This window comes from Rhizobium sp. WSM409 (assembly GCF_057653825.1).
On record NZ_JBYGKP010000002.1, the window covers coordinates 677362 to 694931 of the forward strand.

Annotated in this window: 17 protein-coding genes; 4 read left to right on the plus strand and 13 right to left on the minus strand. The window is 61.4% G+C overall.

Annotation, left to right across the window (positions count from 1 at the left end):
- Positions 1-14 precede the first annotated feature (14 nt).
- From AC25BC_RS26760 to argE, 9 genes are all read right to left on the minus strand, one after another.
- Complete coding sequence (locus tag AC25BC_RS26760; protein ID WP_017996392.1) at positions 15-1709, minus strand: S8 family serine peptidase; 1695 nt, start codon at positions 1707-1709, stop codon at positions 15-17.
- Positions 1710-1742: 33 nt separating this feature from the next.
- A complete protein-coding gene (locus tag AC25BC_RS26765; RefSeq protein WP_128439680.1) occupies positions 1743-2771 on the minus strand; it encodes a phosphatase PAP2 family protein in 1029 nt (342 codons plus the stop codon).
- A gap of 41 nt (positions 2772-2812) precedes the next feature.
- Positions 2813-4771: an SARP family transcriptional regulator gene (locus AC25BC_RS26770; RefSeq protein WP_128439681.1), complete on the minus strand. Its 1959-nt coding sequence runs from the start codon at positions 4769-4771 to the stop codon at positions 2813-2815.
- Positions 4772-4998: 227 nt separating this feature from the next.
- On the minus strand, positions 4999-6456 hold the full coding sequence (locus AC25BC_RS26775) for an NAD-dependent succinate-semialdehyde dehydrogenase (RefSeq protein WP_128439682.1): 1458 nt from the start codon (positions 6454-6456) through the stop codon (positions 4999-5001).
- A gap of 15 nt (positions 6457-6471) precedes the next feature.
- Positions 6472-7515: a tartrate dehydrogenase gene (locus AC25BC_RS26780; RefSeq protein ID WP_128439683.1), complete on the minus strand. Its 1044-nt coding sequence runs from the start codon at positions 7513-7515 to the stop codon at positions 6472-6474.
- A gap of 9 nt (positions 7516-7524) precedes the next feature.
- Positions 7525-8988 (minus strand): aldehyde dehydrogenase family protein, encoded by a 1464-nt coding sequence (locus tag AC25BC_RS26785; RefSeq protein WP_128439684.1) that lies wholly within the window; start codon positions 8986-8988, stop codon positions 7525-7527.
- A gap of 129 nt (positions 8989-9117) precedes the next feature.
- Positions 9118-9471: a cupin domain-containing protein gene (locus tag AC25BC_RS26790; RefSeq protein WP_003562889.1), complete on the minus strand. Its 354-nt coding sequence runs from the start codon at positions 9469-9471 to the stop codon at positions 9118-9120.
- 25 nt (positions 9472-9496) lie between these two features.
- Positions 9497-10420, minus strand: coding sequence for a 2-hydroxyacid dehydrogenase (locus AC25BC_RS26795; RefSeq protein ID WP_128439685.1), 924 nt, complete (start codon positions 10418-10420; stop codon positions 9497-9499).
- Positions 10421-10446: 26 nt separating this feature from the next.
- Positions 10447-11568 carry an acetylornithine deacetylase gene (gene argE, locus AC25BC_RS26800; protein WP_128439686.1) on the minus strand — a complete coding sequence of 374 codons (1122 nt, stop codon included), beginning with the start codon at positions 11566-11568 and terminating at the stop codon, positions 10447-10449.
- Positions 11569-11898: 330 nt separating this feature from the next.
- On the opposite strand from argE, the gene AC25BC_RS26805 reads away from it, so the two are divergent.
- Positions 11899-12801: a GNAT family N-acetyltransferase gene (locus tag AC25BC_RS26805; protein ID WP_128439687.1), complete on the plus strand. Its 903-nt coding sequence runs from the start codon at positions 11899-11901 to the stop codon at positions 12799-12801.
- Positions 12802-12846: 45 nt separating this feature from the next.
- On the opposite strand, the gene AC25BC_RS26810 is transcribed toward AC25BC_RS26805, so the two are convergent.
- The 3 genes from AC25BC_RS26810 to AC25BC_RS26820 form a co-directional block, all read right to left on the minus strand.
- A complete protein-coding gene (locus tag AC25BC_RS26810; protein ID WP_003562885.1) occupies positions 12847-13053 on the minus strand; it encodes a hypothetical protein in 207 nt (68 codons plus the stop codon).
- A 21-nt stretch (positions 13054-13074) separates the two neighbouring features.
- Positions 13075-13779: a 5-formyltetrahydrofolate cyclo-ligase gene (locus AC25BC_RS26815; protein WP_128439688.1), complete on the minus strand. Its 705-nt coding sequence runs from the start codon at positions 13777-13779 to the stop codon at positions 13075-13077.
- Between the two features lie 511 nt (positions 13780-14290).
- Positions 14291-14602 carry a hypothetical protein gene (locus AC25BC_RS26820; protein WP_017996382.1) on the minus strand — a complete coding sequence of 104 codons (312 nt, stop codon included), beginning with the start codon at positions 14600-14602 and terminating at the stop codon, positions 14291-14293.
- Between the two features lie 259 nt (positions 14603-14861).
- Between AC25BC_RS26820 and AC25BC_RS26825 the strand changes: the two genes are divergently transcribed.
- Genes AC25BC_RS26825 through AC25BC_RS26835 form a run of 3 tightly spaced genes read left to right on the plus strand, consistent with a single transcriptional unit; the run spans position 14862 to position 17268 of the window.
- A complete protein-coding gene (locus AC25BC_RS26825) occupies positions 14862-15767 on the plus strand; it encodes a LysR family transcriptional regulator (RefSeq protein ID WP_003562882.1) in 906 nt (301 codons plus the stop codon).
- A 56-nt stretch (positions 15768-15823) separates the two neighbouring features.
- Positions 15824-16954, plus strand: a complete 1131-nt coding sequence (locus tag AC25BC_RS26830; protein WP_041935730.1) for an HPP family protein — start codon at positions 15824-15826, stop codon at positions 16952-16954.
- Between the two features lie 35 nt (positions 16955-16989).
- A complete protein-coding gene (locus tag AC25BC_RS26835; RefSeq protein ID WP_017996380.1) occupies positions 16990-17268 on the plus strand; it encodes a DUF6522 family protein in 279 nt (92 codons plus the stop codon).
- A gap of 52 nt (positions 17269-17320) precedes the next feature.
- Here AC25BC_RS26835 and AC25BC_RS26840 read toward each other — a convergent pair whose 3' ends face one another.
- Positions 17321-17557, minus strand: coding sequence for a hypothetical protein (locus AC25BC_RS26840; RefSeq protein ID WP_003562879.1), 237 nt, complete (start codon positions 17555-17557; stop codon positions 17321-17323).
- Positions 17558-17570: the final 13 nt, after the last annotated feature.

A 17570-nucleotide genomic window follows, 5' to 3' on the forward strand; every position in this document is an offset into this window, starting at 1 on the left:
CGCAGCCGCAGCAGTCAGATCGCCAGAGCGGCCTCAACCGCCGCCCGCGCATTCGGCAGGCCCGACCCGAAGAAATAGACCGCGTCGAGAGCGTCCTCGCTTTCGGCGTTCATGCAATCTGCCGTCAGTTGTCTCGTTCCGGGTGCGACAATGGCGTCCAGGCGAGAGGCGGCTTTCAGAATTGACTTGACTTGAGGCCCCGAGAGGCGGTCACCGGGATTGTGGCGGCTTTTGTGGGCCCGCTGTATCAGAGCGCATAACCCGCCCACCTGCGCCGACGCGCCTGATGTGCCCCCGAAGGGGGTGTAGTATCCGCCCCCGATGCCCGGATTGGTACCGAACGGCACGATGGCCGACCACGGATCGGAGCCATGATTATAACCGAAAATCCCCGGCAGGTCCGTCGTCAGCAGCGAGAAGTGCGAATAGTAGTATTCCCGCGTTCGAAAAGCGCTGTAGTCGTGCTGCGCGGCAAATGGAGAAAGCCGGTCGAGGCGCAACTGATGCCTGTTGAAGACCTCCCCGTCGTCAGAGGGGGAGACAACCGTCAATCCTTCGCCGTAATTGCTGTAGCCCGAACGGAAACCTTCGACGGTAACGGCTCCAACTGCAATGATGCCGTTGTTGTCGGCGGCAAGACTAGCCGGATAGATCAGCTGGCTCTCGCCACTGTTTCCTGCGGCGCAGACGATCGGGATGTGCCGGCTGATGGCGAGGATGAGTTGTTTGAGGACATGCCATGGGCGATCCGGATTAGAGCCTTTCTGCGCTGCCTTCGGCTCCAGTTCAGGCCCACCCTGATCCGCAACGGCAATGCGCGTGAACAGATTGGCGGCATCCTGGTTTTTCCATAATTCCAGGTCGGCCTTCAGTTCGTTCTTCGGGTCAACGATACTGTGTTTCGGGTCAGGCAGACCGCGCGGCAAGACGATCACGTCTGCTTTCTGAAGATAGGCATAAAGGAAGGCAGCAATGAACTGCCTGACATCGTCTTCGAAGGAGGTTCTGATCGAGATGAGCCTTGAGAAAGGATCAACGCCGAAATAGGGGATGACGTTGCGATTGCCGCTCGTGCGCAGCTCGTCGCCATTCCCGTAGAAGGCTCCTTCCGGCGGAAGGCTTGGCGTGCCTTCTTCCGCAACAACGGCGGGTTCGCCGACGATCAGCCCAGCGCAACAAGTACCATGCGACGCAAACAGCGATTCCGGATTGTAGAGCCGCCGGAGAACACCCTCCGACGCGGCGTATTCGGCAACCAGATCACCGAGATAGTCCCGGTCGTCGTTCGAAAGGCCGATATTGCCGAGCGGAGCGATGTCGAGCCCGGCAAAGAAGGCATGCCTTTCCTCGCGGTCGAAGGATGTGGTCGTCTCGAGAATTTCGAGCACGCGTGCGCCGTAACGATGGGTCGTCAAATCGATTGACGCCTCCCGGTCAAGCCGGGTTGCCAGATTGGGATGATCCGGAGATACGCCGACATCGATCAGCGCGACCCGCGCGGGTCGCAGCGGGCCGGCGGAAGCGATGGCATCCCAGACCGTGCCGGTGATGAGGGGATCGGAGAGCGCGCGTGCGGAGCTCGCATCGGGCGCTGGAGGCGCCGGTGGAGCCGATCCGTATTCCGCGTCGACTACGCCAAGAGCAGTCAGGTGCCAGAGGTAATAGTAGTTGATCGGCGAGGGCTCAGGCATTTGTGTTTGATCCGTCATGGTTGTCACCCTGTTGAGCAGCAGCTGGAGAATTCAGACCCATTCGTCGTGTACGGCCGCGAACAAAGGACCGAACGCGTCGTGGAGGTAGGGAGCGAAGCGTCGGGCGAGATCTCGCCCCGCCTGCGTGTCGCTCGGATAGTGCAGGCCGGCCCATTCGCGATTTTCGGCGACGTTCTGGGCGATGCGGGCAAGCTCGTCGGTGGCCGGATGTTCCGGCAGGATTGTTGAGAACGCGAAGGCGATCGAAAAGCACTGGAACGAATGGTTGCTGGGATAGGACTCGTGGACGGGCACGGCCAGCAACGGCCGCAGCAGGGGCTCGAACTGGTTTGGCCGCTGCCGGTTGAACTGGCTCTTGTAGATCAGTCCGACATATTCGCAGGCCGTCAGGATCGCCTGGAAAAGGCCCTCCGTCTGCTCGAAACCGCCGAGATCCTCGATATACAATGCGCGGGTGAATTCCCCCACGGAGATGGTCGACTCGATTTGAATATCGGGCAGGCGCCGCATGCGTTCGCGGTCGCGGCGTTGCATAGAGAGCAGTACCGTCGTTTCGAGGCGGGTATAATCCGGGCCGGGTGGCGGAAGTATATCCAGCATTTCCCAGGTGAAGCGCAGCGCCGCGGTATAGGCGTTGCGTGACGGCTGCTGGTGCAGCCTGCGCAGCTCGAAGGAGGGGATAAGCTGCGACACGCCGAGGCTGCCGCCGTCCATCGTCGACTTGTTCTTGTTCTTGTTCTTATTTTTGTTCTTGTTTTTGTTCAGCGACGCCTTGTTGAGCACCGACTTGTTCGCCACGCTCTTGTTGAGAACCGAGGCTACGGCCATCGTCGCCATCATCGGCCCGGCCAGAAGCGCTGCATCTTCACCGGTGCCGGGGAGCAGCGCAGGTTCGGAGGCTGCATCCGGTGCAGCCGGCGACGCACCGGCGAGAGGATCAGCACCGGTATCGTCCCTGGGGTCGCATGGAAGGACCGTATCCGGCTCAATCCTGAATTTATAACTGTTTAGAAATAAAACTAATTTTGATTGCGATTCGTGGGCAGTGTCCGCTTCCATGGCAGCCTCCTTGCGCGATGATGTGAAGAATTGTCCGGGGTTCAGCGCAGCTTGGCGCCGGCCTTGAGCAGCCCGTCGATCAGGATCTGCCCGCCGCCTGTGTCAAGCAGCGGATAGCCGCTGCCGCGGAAGGCGTCGATGGAGAAACCGCCCTCGACTGCCTCAAGACGCTGCAGGTAATGCCGCGCGCCACCGAGATCGTTGGAATGGGCATGACTGGAGGCAAGATAGCGCAGCAGGCTGTTGAAGTTCGGCCGTGCCCGCAGGGCTTCTTCGCCTGCAGATATGGCTGCGGCATGATCGCCTGCAAGCGCTGCCGCAATGCATTTGGTCGTATCGAAGTAATATTTATGCGGGCTGTAGACGCCGAGCTCTTGTACCCAACGCGCCATCGCCACCGCCTTGTCGGGCTGGCCTGCATAGCAGTGCAGCATCGCGTAGAGGTCCCAACCGAGCGGCAGGGCCGGATTCAGGCGGATCGATTTTTCGAACAGGTTGGCCGCATAGTCGTATTCGCCGAACAGGAACGAATGGACGTGGCCGACGAGCGCGAGCGACACGGAATTCTGCGGATCGAGTTCCAGCGCCTTGCGTGCATAGGCCTGGGCTTCCTCGATCAGATGGGCATCCAGCGCGTTGAAACGCTGGCCGACCTGGAAAGTCCGAATGAATGACAGCCAGGCAAAAGTCGATGATCGCGGCTGATACTGGATCTGTTCTTCCAGGCGCCGTTCCGCGTTGTCGAGGTCGTCGCGCGACAGCCGAAAGATCGCATTGACGGCGTCGATCAGGAGACCGTCTTGCGACAATCTGCTGTCGGTTGCCTGGATCTCCTCGAAATAGGCCAGTTGATCGACTGCCTGGCTGATCAGCGCAGCGGCGATGCCGAACTCGCCGCGCTCGAACTGCGTGCGGTTGATTGCCTGACTTCCCAGCCAATGAATGCGGTTGTTGATCAGGTGCTTCATCACCAGTTCGATCAGCACCATGTCACCATCAAACGTCAGGCGAAGCTGAAGGCATAGGGGAAGGCTGATTTGCTGTTCACTCTCTTCAATATGCGGCGAGGTGAACGAGAGGTCGGTGACGCCAAAGCCCAGCCCATCGATGATGGCTTTTGCAATGAGGTTTTGGAACCGTGTCGCAGCAATTTGCCCGCCCTCGCCGGCACCCACCACGATGGGGGACAGAAGAGCCATCATCCATCGCCAGTCACCGCCAACCCGCCGCCCAGAGGGACCCCTGCTGGCGATATCCACGGGTGGTTTGCCTGTTCTCGACGTATCCGGGGCGCCAGTTAACGGCAGCAGGGCGGAATGTTTGGCGATATCGCGGCTCGGCTGCTGTCGCGGCTCGAAGACGTCGTGGACTTGTCCTTCATCGAGACGGCGATACCAGTTTTGCCTTTCCAGCGCCAACCAGTCCTCGAATTCAGGATCGCGGATGTCGATACCTTCGAGCAATTCGTCGGTGACTTGATCCGCAGACCGCTCCGTCCGAACCACCAGGTCGGTATCGAGCGCCAGTCGGTCCATATCCAGCCAAACGGTATTCTTATCCGCAATCAAGAGATCACGTGCCGGCCCCAGACTCTTATGAATGTCCAAAAGCGCCTGGCGTAGACTGGCTGCCGCCTGGTCGTCGGAGCGATCGCTCCATAACTTGTCCCTAAGCCAGATTCTCGAGCGCGAGCCCCGGGTGGACAATGCAAGCATTGCCAAAAGAGCCTGTGCCTTTTTGGATTTCGGAGCAACCGACCGCCCCCCGGCGTCCACAAGGGCAAAGGGCCCGAGCAGGAACATCCGAAACGGATATTGCTCCTTGTTCATGCGATCCACCGGCCCCGCCCCCGCTGCCTCCGATACGCTCGTTTGGCGGCCGGAAAACCTGGCATCCAGGGGCCAGTCTGCCACAACTTCGGCTCCTGGCAAGCAACCGGGAAGGGAAACCGGGATTGCGAAATGTAAATCTATGCTATGGCGATGATCGAACTGAAGCATAACCGGTTGAAATCCCTCTGCGTAACTTCGCAAACCGGCCGTAGCATCCTGCCGTCAAAGCAGCGTCAAAGAAATGTTGTTTGGGCACCGTAATTTTGCGGGCATCCGCCAAAGGCTGCGGAGTACTTAGAACGATGTGTCGGTGTTGCTCCAGCGGGAGCATCGACCGTGGCTCCCGATCATCCAGCGCCGGGATGATGTCCCGGCGCTCTTTTGTTTTCCTGTAGTTAGGCGAGACCGCCGATGTGGAAGCTCTTCATTTCGAGATATTCCTCGATGCCGCACTGCGCGCCCTCGCGGCCAAGACCGGATTGTTTGACGCCGCCGAAGGGAGCCACCTCGGTCGAGATCGCCCCTGTGTTCAGGCCGACCATCCCGAATTCGAGGGCTTCGGCGACACGCCAGGAGCGTTTCAGGCTCCCGGTGTAGAAATAGGCCGCAAGCCCGAAGGGCGTGGCGTTGGCAATGCGGATCGCCTCTTCCTCGTGGTCGAAACGGAAAAGCGGGGCAACGGGTCCGAAGGTCTCTTCGCTGGCAAGCTGCATCTCGGTCGTCGCACCGCCGAGTACCATCGGCACCGCATATTGGTCGCCTTCAGGCACGGAATCTGCGGTGGCGAGGATGCTTGCTCCCTTTTCCACCGCATCGTCGACATGACGCTTGATCTTGTCGATCGCCGCCTTGTTGATCATCGGCCCGATATCCGTGCCTGCATCCGTGCCGGCCCCGACCTTCATGGCCGATACGCGCGCGGAAAGTTTGGCGGCAAAGGCCTCATAGACGCCGGACTGGACGAGAAGCCGGTTGGCGCAGACGCAGGTCTGCCCGCCATTGCGGAATTTCGAGGCAACTGCGCCTTCCACGGCCAGATCAAGATCGGCATCGTCGAAGACGATGAAGGGCGCGTTGCCGCCGAGTTCGAGGCTGAGCCGCTTGATGTTGTCGGCCGCGCCGCGCATCAGCAGCGAGCCGACGCGGGTTGAGCCGGTGAAAGAGATCTTGCGAACGGTCTGGTTCGCCATCAGTTCGTCGCCGATGCCGGCCGGCATGCCGGTGACGATATTGATCACGCCCTTGGGGATGCCGGCGCGCTCCGCCAATACGCCGAGCGCCAGCGCCGAATAAGGGGTGAGGTCCGATGGCTTGACGACGACGGTGCAGCCTGCTGCGAGCGCCGGCCCGACCTTGCGGGTGATCATCGCATTCGGAAAATTCCACGGCGTGATTATCGCCGATACGCCGACGGGCTCCTTCAGAACGACGATCCGTCGGTCCGTCGTTGGCGAGGGAATGGTCGTCCCGCCGATACGGCGCGCCTCCTCGGAAAACCATTTGATGAACGAGGCGCCGTAGCGGATTTCGCCACGCGCTTCCGTGAGGGGCTTGCCCTGCTCACGGGTGAGGATCAGCGCCAGATCCTCGATATTGTCGAGCATCAGATCATGCCAGGCTTCCAGCAATGCGCCGCGCTCGGCATTGGTCTTTGCTCGCCATGGACCAAAAGCCCTCTCCGCCGCGGCGATTGCCGCCCTCGTATCGGCTCCATCCATGTCGGGCACCGTGCCCAGCACATGTTGCGTCGCCGGATCGATCACCTCGATCGTGCGCCCAGCTTCAGCCCCGCGCCATTCTCCGTCGATCAGCCCCAGCTCACGAAGCAGGTTGCTATCCCTTAATCCGTTCATTCTGTTCTCCATTGATCAGCCGAGTGCCGAAAGCACCGATGCCGTGATCGCGTCGGTCTTGTCCTTGCCGGGAATTGCGCCGATGCCGCGTGCCGTCGTCGCCTCGATAGCGGCCATCACCTTTGCTGCGGCAGCCGCTTCTCCCAAGTGCTCCAGCATCATCGCGCCCGACCAGATGGCGGCGATTGGATTGGCGATGCCGAGTTCGGCGATATCGGGTGCGGAGCCGTGGACGGGTTCGAACATCGACGGCGCCGAGCGATCGGGATTGATGTTGGCGGAGGCGGCAAAGCCAAGCCCGCCCTGGATGGCGGCGCCGAGGTCGGTCAGGATATCGCCGAACAGGTTGGAGGCGACCACGACGTCGAGACTATCAGGCGCCATGACCATACGCGCAGCCATGGCGTCGATATGGTAGCTGGTCACCTCGATATCGGGATATTCCGCTGAAAGCTTCTGGGTGATTTCGTCCCAGAAGACCATCGAATATTTCTGGGCGTTGGACTTCGTCACCGAGGCAAGCTTGCCGCGTCGCGTCCGCGCCTGCTCGAAGCCGAAACGCAGGATGCGCTCGACCCCCGTGCGGGTGAAGATCGAGGTCTCGACCGCCACTTCATTGTCGGTGCCCTGGTGGACGCGGCCACCGGCGCCGGAATATTCGCCTTCGGTATTTTCACGAATGCAGAGGATGTCGAAACCATCGGACCGCAACGGCCCCTGCACACCCGGCAGCAGCCGGTGCGGGCGGATATTGGCATACTGCACGAAAGCCTTGCGGATCGGCAGCAGAAGCCCATGCAACGACACCGAATCCGGCACTTTACGAGGCCAGCCGACGGCGCCGAGCAGGATGGCATCGAAGGACCGGAGCGTCTCGATGCCATCGGCGGGCATCATGCTGCCGTTCTCCAGATAGTAGTCGCAGGACCAGGGATAGCTGGTTGCATCAAGAGAAAATCCGTTCAGGCGAGCTGTTTTTTCAAGCACGGCCCAGGCTGCTGCCGTCACGTCGCGGCCGATGCCGTCTCCGGGCAGAAGGGCGATCTTGTAGGTTTTCATCGCAGGTCCTCACAGGCTGATGAGCACACTCTTGCTCTTGCGGTTGGCGAGATAGGCATCGCGGCCGAGATCCTTGCCGATGCCGGACTGCTTATAGCCGCCGGTCGGCAGGATATGGTCGCGTGAACGGCCGTAGCGATTGACCCAGATGGTGCCAGCCTGAAGGCGGCGGGTCACGCGGATGGCACGCGAGAGATCGCGGGTGAAGAGGCCGGCGGCAAGCCCATAGGCCGGATGGTCGGCGAGCCTCAGCGCCTCCTCCTCGTCCTCGAAGGTCTGAATGGTCAGCACCGGTCCAAAAATTTCCTCAAGAACCGCCGGCGATGTTGCGGTCACGCCCGAAATCAGGGTCGGTGCGTAGAAATAACCTTCGCGGTCGAGCCGGCGGCCACCGGTGAGGCATTCGGCGCCGTCGTCGATAGCGGCACGGATGATGCCGTCCATGCGGGCGATCTGTCGTTCGGAGATGACTGGCGAATAATCGGTCGCCTCGTCCCAGGTGGGGCCGGGGCGGATGGCCGCCAGCCTCTCGATAAGCGCAGCTGCCAGCGCGTCCGCCACCTTCGCCTCGACGATGAGGCGGGATCCGCAAACGCAGGCCTGACCGGCGTTGGAGAGAATGCTGCCGGCGATTGCGCCCGCCGCAAGCTCGAGATCGGCATCGGCGAAAACCAGCTGCGGGCTCTTGCCGCCGAGTTCGAGCGTCATCGGCTTGACACCGGTGCGGGCGATATTGGTCATGATCGCCGAGCCGGCCGCGGTCGAACCGGTGAAACTGACCTTGGAGATGCCTGGATGTCCGGTGATCGCATTTCCGGTGGTCGGGCCGTCGCCGAGCACGATGTTGACGAGACCGGCCGGCAGGCCGGCCCGCACCGAAAGTTCGGCGAGATAGAGCGTCGAAAACGGCGTCATTTCCGATGGTTTCAGCACCACCGCATTGCCCGCCGCCAGCGCCGGGCCGAGCTTCCAGCCGGCCATGGACAAGGGAAAATTCCAGGGTGTGATGGCGCCGACGACGCCATAGGGTTCCGTCATGATCATGCCGACGTTCGCATCGTCGGTCGGGACGAGGTCGCCGCCTTCCTTGTCGGCGAATTCAGCAAAGAAACGGATCTGTTCGGCGGTGACGGCGATATCGCCGGCGACGAGATGGCCGACTGGCCGTGTCGAGGAAAGCGCTTCGAGCCTGGCGAGGGTCTCCGCCTCGGCTTCGATCAAGTCCGCCCAGCGCTGCAGCGCCACGGTGCGCTCGCGTGGCCGTATGCCACCCCAATTGCTCGTCTTCAATGCGGTCCTGGCGGTCTCGACAGCCTGATCGACAAGGGCCTCGTCGGCCAGCGGGCAGCCGGCATAGGCCTTGCCGTCGGATGGACGATGCATGTCGATGACGGCTTCGGCCGGAACCAGCCGGCCGCCGATGAAATGTCCGACGGGCAGGGAAATCGTGTTCGGATCGAAGCTGAGTGTCATCGCATGTCCTCGGGGTGGGCTGAGACAAGCCTAACTGGCGAAGGCGAGCAGCATGCGTCGACCGGGGATGCCGCAGCGGCGAAAAATTGCGTTTTCGTCGCTGCGGCAGTCAAATCTACGGCGTCGGCATCACGACACGGTGACGTAGATCTTGCGCACCGTCTCGATCGTCTTCCAGACGCCAACAAAGCCCGGCTTCATGACGAAGCTGTCGCCGGCCTTGTAGACCACCGGTTCACCGCCTTCCGGAGTGAGTTCGACCAGGCCGGAAAGGATATGGCAGAACTCGAAGGTCTCGCCCTTGATCGAGCGCGTCTCGCCGGGTGTCGCTTCCCAGACGCCGCTATGAACGGTCTCGCCGCGGGCAGCGTCCTGCGCCCAGGTCTTGAAGGCAGGACTGCCCGAGATCAGCCGTTCGGGGAGGGGGCCGGATTCGCGCGGCGCGAAGGATGGGTCGGTGTCGATCGTCTTGAGGAGGAACATGATTTTGCTTTCCCAGGTTGAGAACTCAGTAGCCGCGGTTGCGATCGACCAGGCCGATCGGATCGAGGCCCGCTTGGTGCCGTTTGATGTTGCCGATGACGGCCACTGCCGCGGTTTCAGGCTGGGTGACGCTCGCAATGTGCGGCGTCAGCAGGATCTTCGGATGGTTCCAGAAGGCGTCATCCGCGGGAAGCGGTTCCGGATCGGTGACGTCGACGACGGCGCCGGAGAGATGCCCAGCATCGAGCGCGTCAATGAGCGCCTGATGGTCGAGCTGAGGGCCGCGGCCGACATGGACGAGTGCGGCGCCGGCCGGCAGTCCGGCGAAGAGTTCGGCATTCAGGAAGCCCCGCGTCTCATCCGTCAGCGGCAGCAGGCAGACGAGAATGTCGGTGGTTGCAAGCAGAATATCGAGGCCGTCGCGGCCGCTCAGGCATCGGATGCCGTCGATCTCGCGGGGGCTGCGGCTCCATCCCGAAAGCGGAAAGCCGAAGGGCTGCAACCGTTCGAGCACGGCGCTGCCAAGCATGCCGAGGCCAAGCACGCCGATGCGGCGTTCCGAGGCCTGCCTGGAAGCGATCGTCTGCCAGGTCCGGCGCCGCTGCTGGTCGAGATAGGCCGGCAAGTCGCGATGGAGCGCAAGCACCGCCAGCGTCACATATTCCTGCATCATCCTGACGATGCCGTCTTCGACCATGCGCACCACCTTCACCGACGCCGGCACCGCATCGATATGGAACTGGTCGATGCCGGCGCCGATCGAAAACAGGATTTCGAGATTGCGATAGCGGGCGAGATCCTCCGGTACGGTCCAGGTGATGAGGAAGTGTACGGCGTCGGGTTTGACCGACTTGGGATCCATGGAGAAGGCAATGTCGGGCAGTTCGCGCGCGAAGGCTTCGGCGAATATCGCGCCGCGCTTCGCATCGGAATTGAAGAGGAAGGTCATGGCGTCGGCTCCTTGATCCGATGTCATCAGGCGCAGCGGCGGCCAAGCGCCTCGACCATCGCCTGGCAGGCGAGCAGTTCGCCGGTGAGGATGAATTCGTCCGGCTTGTGGGCGCGGCCGATGTCGCCCGGTCCGCAGATGATCGCATCGATGCCGGCGCGCTGGAAAAGTCCGGCCTCGGTGCCGTAGCTGACGGCGGCGAGCGGCTCGATGCCGGTCAGTTCGCTAAGCAGGACCGCAAGCGGCGCATCGGCGGCAAGCGAAAGCGCCGGATAGGCGCTGAGTTCGCGCCAGTCTATCTGGAAGCCAAGCTGCGATAGTCCCTCGGCCGATGCCCGCAGTGGCGCCAGCAACGTGATCGGATCGACGCCGGAAATAGCCCGCGCTTCGAACTCGGCCTCGCAGCTGTCGGGAATGATGTTGACCGCCTGGCCGCCCTTCAGCGTGCCGACCTGAAGCGAGGAGTAGGGCGGTTCGAAGACAGGCTCATACGGGCCGCGCGTGAGCCGTTCGGCTTCGGCGCGAGCGCAAGCCAGAATATCGGTGATGGCATGGATTGCGTTCAGTCCCTGGTCCGGACGCGAGGAATGGCCGGACCGGCCCCTGACCGTCAGTCGGGCGGCGGCCTTGCCCTTGTGGGCGCGGATTGCCCGCATGCCGCTCGGCTCGCCGATGATCGCGCCAAGCGGGGTTGCACAGAGCTCCGGCAGGCGCGCGATCATGTGCGGCACGCCGCGGCAGCCGGCCTCCTCGTCATAGGAAAAGGCAAGGTGGACGGGCTGGCGAAGCGGTGAGGCCACCAGCGCCGGAACGGCCGCGAGAACGGCGGCCAGGAAGCCTTTCATGTCGGTAGCGCCGCGACCGTAGAGGATGTCTGCTTCAGCCCGCAATCGGAACGGATCGCTGGTCCAGCCGCCTCCAGCGGGGGGAACCACGTCCATATGGCCGGAGAGAATATAGCCCGGCGTTTCCTTCGGGCCGATCGTGGCGAAGAGGTTCGACCGGTCGCCCTCCGGGCCGGGAAGCTCGGTGACGACGGCGCCGTGGCTTTGCAGGTAGTGCCGGATCCACGCCACGATCTCGCCGTTCGGCGTGCCGACGACGGAGGGGAAGCCAACGAGCCTTTCGAGAATTTCAATGGCCTGCATCGGCGACCTCACAAACATGCTGCTTGCCGAGACGGCGGCCATGCCGCCGGCGGAAACGACAATTCGGCGCAGCGAGATATTAGAGGTGTTTGCAACTGGACTGAGGGGGGTGACATTTCCGGGCTCTCACAGTGAACAGCGACTCCGGCCGCTGGATCTGTCAATGAGTCTAGAGGGAGACGCAGGCGTTACTTGCCGAAAGCGCATCGGGATTTGGTCGATTGTTGTGTTTGCGCAGGCTTCACCAGTGAATTGTATCGAACGATCTGTTCTAGTCTGGGCGGAGAAGTTTCCGGGCGCAGACTTGGCCAATGCGGCAGGAGGGCGGGAGTGAGTGAACTGATATCCGAATCCAGGTTCGTCGATAGTTTCGAGACGCATATCGCCGGGATCGACAGCGTTGCTCTCGACCAGTTGCACGCACTTTCGATGACCGTCGCCTGGCCGCATCGCGGCGAGGATTGGCAGTTCCTGCGGGAGTTCGGCCAGGGCATCGTGGCGATCGATGAAATCGGCCGTATCCTGGGCTCTGCCATGTGGTTTCCCTATGACGCGCAATTTGCCACGGTCGGTATGGTCATCACCTCGCCGCGTCTTCAAACCAATGGCGCCGGGCAATGGCTGATGGGACACGCGCTTACTCAGGTCGCCGGGCGGAACCTCGGGCTGAATGCGACGCGCGCAGCGCGCCGCCTTTATCGGTCCTTGAACTTTGTTCGGGAGGCGCTGGTCTTTCAATGCCAAGGCGAAGCGATGTCGCCGCCGGATGTAGAGCTGCCGTCCGGTGCCGCAATACGGGCAGTGGAGGCTGGCGATCTGGAAGCGATCGCCGAATTGGATTGTGTGGCTTTCGGCACGGATCGCAAACTGCTGCTGGCCCGGCTCATGGCGAATTCCAAGGGCATCGTGTTGACCCGCGCGGGCCGGATCGAGGCTTTCTCGCTTTGCCGGCGGTTCGGGCGTGGCCATGTCATCGGTCCTGTTGTGGGGCGCAGTGACGCCGACGCGATCGCCGTCGTCCGCCCGCATGCGGCCGAACGCGCAGGTGCGTTCCTGCGCCTCGATACACGCGAGCAGGGCGGAGCCTTTTCCGATTTCCTCTCCCGCTGCGGTCTTCCTGTCTACGATATCGTGACGACCATGTCGCTCGGTGGCGCTTGGCTTCCGGTTGCCGGACGCGCAATTGCGCCCGAGCCGAAGACCTATGCACTCGTCAGCCAGGCACTCGGTTGACGCAAACCCGCACGGGCGCCCGACGCAAACCGGCCTTCGCGTGGATTAGGCGCCGGGACAGACGGGGAGGCAGGTCAGAGCCTGCTGGCGTTCGAGTTCGGGCCGGAACGAGCGGTATTGCCAGAAACCCTCCGGGCTTTCCCGCCGATACACTGTCTCGAGCCAGAACACCGAGTCATCGATCGGCAAGACAGGATGCCACGCATACCACTGCGACCAGATCTTTCGTGCCGGTTTCCCGTCCATGATCATCGCTCATCTCCTCATCATCGGCTAATCCTGGAACATCCGCGCGGCAACGGAGCCGTTGCCTTTGCGAAAGCGGATTTCGACGTCGGTTACGATCGCATCCATCGGGATGTCATGGTCCTGAGGACGGATGGTCTCGATCTCCTGGAAGTCGAAACCAACGCCGATCGCGAAAGGCCGGGGATGGAGAGCGGCCAGCGTTCGATCGAAATAACCGCCTCCGAAACCGAGCCGGTAACATTGCGCATCGAATCCGACGACCGGGGCGATGACGATATCGGGCCGGCGCTCTTCGCCTTGAAGCGGAACCGGGATGTTCAGGATGCCCCGTGTCAGTTCTTCGCCGACGCACCACGAGCGGAAGCTGAGGGGCTTCCTTTTTTCCGTCACCACCGGCAACAGGCAAGTGGCGCCGCAAGCTGCCGCAGACTGCATCCAGCCGCGGAGGTCCGGCTCGCCCAGAAACGGCCAGTAGAGGCTTACACTGCGGCCGGCGATCTTCGGCAGCAGCCGATCCAGATGATGACGGATAAGAGATGTTCGTTGCTCGCGCTCATTCGCGCCGAGCAGCGTCCGGCAGTCTATCAGGCGACGGCGTTGTTCCTTCCGCCACTCCCGGACGACTTCGGGCTCCGGTTCGAGCCCCATGTAAGCCGGATCAACCTCATGCATGAAGCAGGCCGGTGAGGAAAAGCCATCGGCATTGTTTTTCATGGCATCGTCACTCATGGAGCGTTTCTTTTCTGTTCGTCGCCCCTCAATCCGTGTTCAACGTTAGAGAATAACAGTGCGGTACTATTCTTCAATAGAGATTGTTTTTCGCGTGGCCTGAAATCTCTCTCGCCAGAGGGAGGGCTTCAGCCGCCGTGGCGGAAATCCAGGAATATTGCTCTCTCTGCGCCAAGCCGTGACGCTCTCACTCAGGTTATCTTGATAATATGTCGTAATACGATATTATCAAGATCGCCCGATTGTCGAGGAGCGAGCTTTATGGAAAACCGACTTCATCCCGCAACGCGCTGCCCCACGCCCTTCCCTCGTGATGAGCTTTCGAAAAACTGCGGCAAAGAGTTCACGCCTTGCTCGAGAATGCGGAAGCAAGTCGTTGGGAGCTTTTGCGCACGGAATGGCTGTACGATGTGGTGCTGCTGACGAATGACTTTCGTCTCTGGATGCAGCGTCTCGATAAGGGCTTCGGTACCGCCAACAGGACTGCATTATCCCGTGAAAGCGGGATGCCTCAGGTGATCGCACGTAGCCCGAGATAGGCCGCCAAACTGACGGCGGAGAGGGCGATTGTCAGCCTGGGTCTCGCATCGTCGAACATCGCCGCCAGCGCAAGGCCGAGCATCAGGATGACGGATTTTGCCCAAAGCTCCTGATCGGAGACGGTGAAAGCGATTGCTGCCAGAAAGACGGCGTTGGCGACGATGGTCACGGGGGCGGATTTCTGGGCGAGATCGCCGCCTGGGAAATACGGCATTAAAAAACGGCGCATGCTCAAGCCTGAAGCGACGCTCAGAAGAAGACAGGTCAAGACAAGTTGCAACATAGGACGTCGCCGATCGATCCGCAGATAGCCCTATGCATGCAAACCTTATGCCAGCCTCAAACCCTCAAAACGTCGTCCGATAGAGGCAATGTCGCGGCTTGCATGGCTATTTCCTCGGCGTCGCGACCCTTTTTTCGGCAATCGCTCGTCTGCTTGGGCTCATGTTTCTCGTCCAATGCCGAAACCGGCTTGAGCTGGAGCAATGATTTTTATATAGAGAATTATCTGTCGTCTTAATTCCGGAAACGAGATCTTTTCATTGGACCTTTCATCGATCGAGATATTCCTCGCCGTTGTCAGCGACCGCAGCGTGACGAAGGCTGCCAAGGCCGTAGGGCGGGTGCCATCGAATGTGACGACGCGCATCCAGCAACTGGAGGAGGACCTCGGCGTTTCCCTCTTCAGCCGTGATGGCAAGAAGATGACGTTGACGCGGGAGGGGGAGACGTTTTTCGCCTATGCCAACCGGCTTATGGCGCTTGCGCTCGAAGCGCGCCAGGCCGTGCGGCCTCTCGCCCCATCGGGGACGTTGCGGGTCGGCACTATGGAGAGCACGGCGGCAAGCAGGCTGCCGGCGGCGCTGATGCAATTCAATCAGATGTGGCCCGATGTGTCGCTTCAGCTGACGATGGGGGCGTCCCGCGATCTGACCCGCGATGTTCTCTCTGATGCGCTGGATTGTGCGCTGATTGCCCGCCTGCCGAAGACGATGCGCGAGGAAGACTCGAGCTTCGATGCCGAACTCAAGGCGCTCGAAATGGAGCTGACCTTCGTCGAAGACCTGTTGATCGTGTTGCCATCCGGGCATCCCTCCATCAAATCCGCCGCCGACCTGCGTGTCGGGTCGCTCGCCGCTTTGGAGCCTGGCTGCACCTATCGCAGGATCGCTGAAAACTGGGCGCGTAAATCGAGCGCGCTGCCGACGAGCGAACTCGGTTCCTACCACGCGATCCTGGCGAGCGTTGCGACCGGGAACACGGCGGGTGTCATGCCCCGATCGGTCCTTGACCTCATGCACTGGCCGACACCGGTCCAGACCCATCAGCTCGGTGCTGTCGAGACGCTGCTCGTCTATCGCAAGAATGATCGCCCCAGCGCGTTCAACGCGTTCCACGAAGTTCTCAGCGCGACAAAGGGCAGAGATGTCAGGCTGACAACAAACTAGTTCGCACGCCCCTCTCCTTCGCCGCCAGATAATCCTCGCTTAAAATTGGTCTTGTCATGCAGTATCCCGTTTCCCCGAAGGTGGGATCGAGCCGCCTCCGCCGCTTCCGTTTGTTCTCACCCATATTGGCGGGAGCGACTCTACGAGAGCGATTGATTGCATGTCTCGGCGCTTTGCTGGCCATTGGTTTCACCGGCGTCATCAGCGGCTATCTGTTCGGGCAGGGGCCGCATCTTCCCTTGATCGTCGCGCCGATGGGGGCGTCCGCAGTGCTTCTTTTCGCGGTGCCTGCAAGCCCGCTGGCGCAGCCATGGTCGATCATCGGCGGCAATACGATTTCCGCTCTGATGGGGATCATTGCCGCCTATTTCATTCGTGATCCGATCATCGCGACCGGTGTCGGCGTTTCGCTTGCCATCGGCGCGATGTCCTTCACGCGGTGCCTTCATCCGCCAGGAGGAGCCGCCGCACTGACCGCCGTGCTCGGCGGCCCTGTCGTTGCCGGTTGGGGATTTCTCTTTCCCTTCGTGCCCGTCGCCTTGAACTCCTGCATTCTCGTCGGCCTTGGCCTGCTGTTCCACAAGCTTTCCAAGCGGAATTATCCGCACGTCGTTCCGAAACCCGTGGAGAACACCCATCAGACGATCGACCTGCCATCGGCGGTGCGGGTGGGTTTTCGCGAGGAGGATGTCGACGCGGCCCTCGAAGCGCTTGACGAAACCTTCGATATCGACCGGGCAGACCTCGGCCGGCTGCTGCAGCAGGTTGAGTTGCAAGCGGCGATCCGCTCAACCGACAAGATCAGCTGTGCCGATATCATGTCGCGTGACGTGATCGCCATTGGCGAAGCTTCGGAACCGGATGCCGCACGGCATCTGCTCTTGAAGCATAATATCCGCACGCTGCCGGTTAAGGACCCCGAAGGCCGCCTCGTCGGCGCTGTCGGCTTGCGGGAATTGTCGATGAGCACCGAGACCATCGCGCATGCGATCTCGAGGCCGGCGGTGGCCAGACCTTCCGATGCCGCTCTGTCGCTATTGCCCGTTCTGACGGACGGCCGCACGCATGCCGTCATCATCGTCGACGACGATTTTCGCATCCTCGGCCTGATATCGCAAACGGATCTGCTGAGCGCAGTAGCGCGGCTGCTGCCAAAGGAAGACAATGCAATTCCGGCGGTGGCCTGAGCGGTCGGCGTGGGACGAAGCTGGAGAAAAAGTCGGTGCTGATCGAGCGCGATTCAAATGGTGATTTCATCCTGGAATCATCCGAACTGGCGCAGCGGTTTGGGCTGTCGCTCGCCGATCTTCGCCGCCACATTCGCCATGGCTCCGTCGTTAGCTCCGTGGAAATCGGCACGGCTGAACACGAGGGGACGAAACGGGTGTCGCTTCGCCTCGGCAACAGGCTTTGGCGAGCCATTTTGAACGATGAAAATGAAGTGCAGCAGGAGCAGATGACCGTTCTTCGGGGTAAATCCTCCGGAGGGCATCCGCGCTAACACCATCACATCTCTGTTCCGCGCGGCTTACTACGCGCAGGCGCGGCATTTCCTACCGTTCGCTCGTTTCGAAGAGGCCGCGGGCCGCCTCGACCATCGACTGCAGGTGATCGGGGTCACGCACGCCCTGCCGGTAAAGCTCGATGATTATGCTCGCCGTTCGTTCGGCTTCGTCGCTGTCCTTTTCCACCTGGTACTCGGATCGGATCTTGTCGAAGACCCGCTGGCAGATTTCGAGATCGCGGGAGTCCAGCGGTGCCTGCGATCGGGTTTTGATCGTTTGAACCATCTCTATTCCCTCA

What these genes read in the sequence shown, in the direction of transcription:
- AC25BC_RS26760 (WP_017996392.1), bottom strand. Translation starts at nt 1,709, where the DNA reads ATGACGGATCAAACACAAATGCCTGAGCCCTCGCCGATCAACTACTAT.
- AC25BC_RS26765 (WP_128439680.1), bottom strand. Translation starts at nt 2,771, where the DNA reads ATGGAAGCGGACACTGCCCACGAATCGCAATCAAAATTAGTTTTATTT.
- AC25BC_RS26770 (WP_128439681.1), bottom strand. Translation starts at nt 4,771, where the DNA reads ATGCTTCAGTTCGATCATCGCCATAGCATAGATTTACATTTCGCAATC.
- AC25BC_RS26775 (WP_128439682.1), bottom strand. Translation starts at nt 6,456, where the DNA reads ATGAACGGATTAAGGGATAGCAACCTGCTTCGTGAGCTGGGGCTGATC.
- AC25BC_RS26780 (WP_128439683.1), bottom strand. Translation starts at nt 7,515, where the DNA reads ATGAAAACCTACAAGATCGCCCTTCTGCCCGGAGACGGCATCGGCCGC.
- AC25BC_RS26785 (WP_128439684.1), bottom strand. Translation starts at nt 8,988, where the DNA reads ATGACACTCAGCTTCGATCCGAACACGATTTCCCTGCCCGTCGGACAT.
- AC25BC_RS26790 (WP_003562889.1), bottom strand. Translation starts at nt 9,471, where the DNA reads ATGTTCCTCCTCAAGACGATCGACACCGACCCATCCTTCGCGCCGCGC.
- AC25BC_RS26795 (WP_128439685.1), bottom strand. Translation starts at nt 10,420, where the DNA reads ATGACCTTCCTCTTCAATTCCGATGCGAAGCGCGGCGCGATATTCGCC.
- argE (WP_128439686.1), bottom strand. Translation starts at nt 11,568, where the DNA reads ATGCAGGCCATTGAAATTCTCGAAAGGCTCGTTGGCTTCCCCTCCGTC.
- AC25BC_RS26810 (WP_003562885.1), bottom strand. Translation starts at nt 13,053, where the DNA reads ATGATCATGGACGGGAAACCGGCACGAAAGATCTGGTCGCAGTGGTAT.
- AC25BC_RS26815 (WP_128439688.1), bottom strand. Translation starts at nt 13,779, where the DNA reads ATGAGTGACGATGCCATGAAAAACAATGCCGATGGCTTTTCCTCACCG.
- AC25BC_RS26820 (WP_017996382.1), bottom strand. Translation starts at nt 14,602, where the DNA reads ATGTTGCAACTTGTCTTGACCTGTCTTCTTCTGAGCGTCGCTTCAGGC.
- AC25BC_RS26830 (WP_041935730.1), top strand. Translation starts at nt 15,824, where the DNA reads ATGCAGTATCCCGTTTCCCCGAAGGTGGGATCGAGCCGCCTCCGCCGC.
- AC25BC_RS26840 (WP_003562879.1), bottom strand. Translation starts at nt 17,557, where the DNA reads ATGGTTCAAACGATCAAAACCCGATCGCAGGCACCGCTGGACTCCCGC.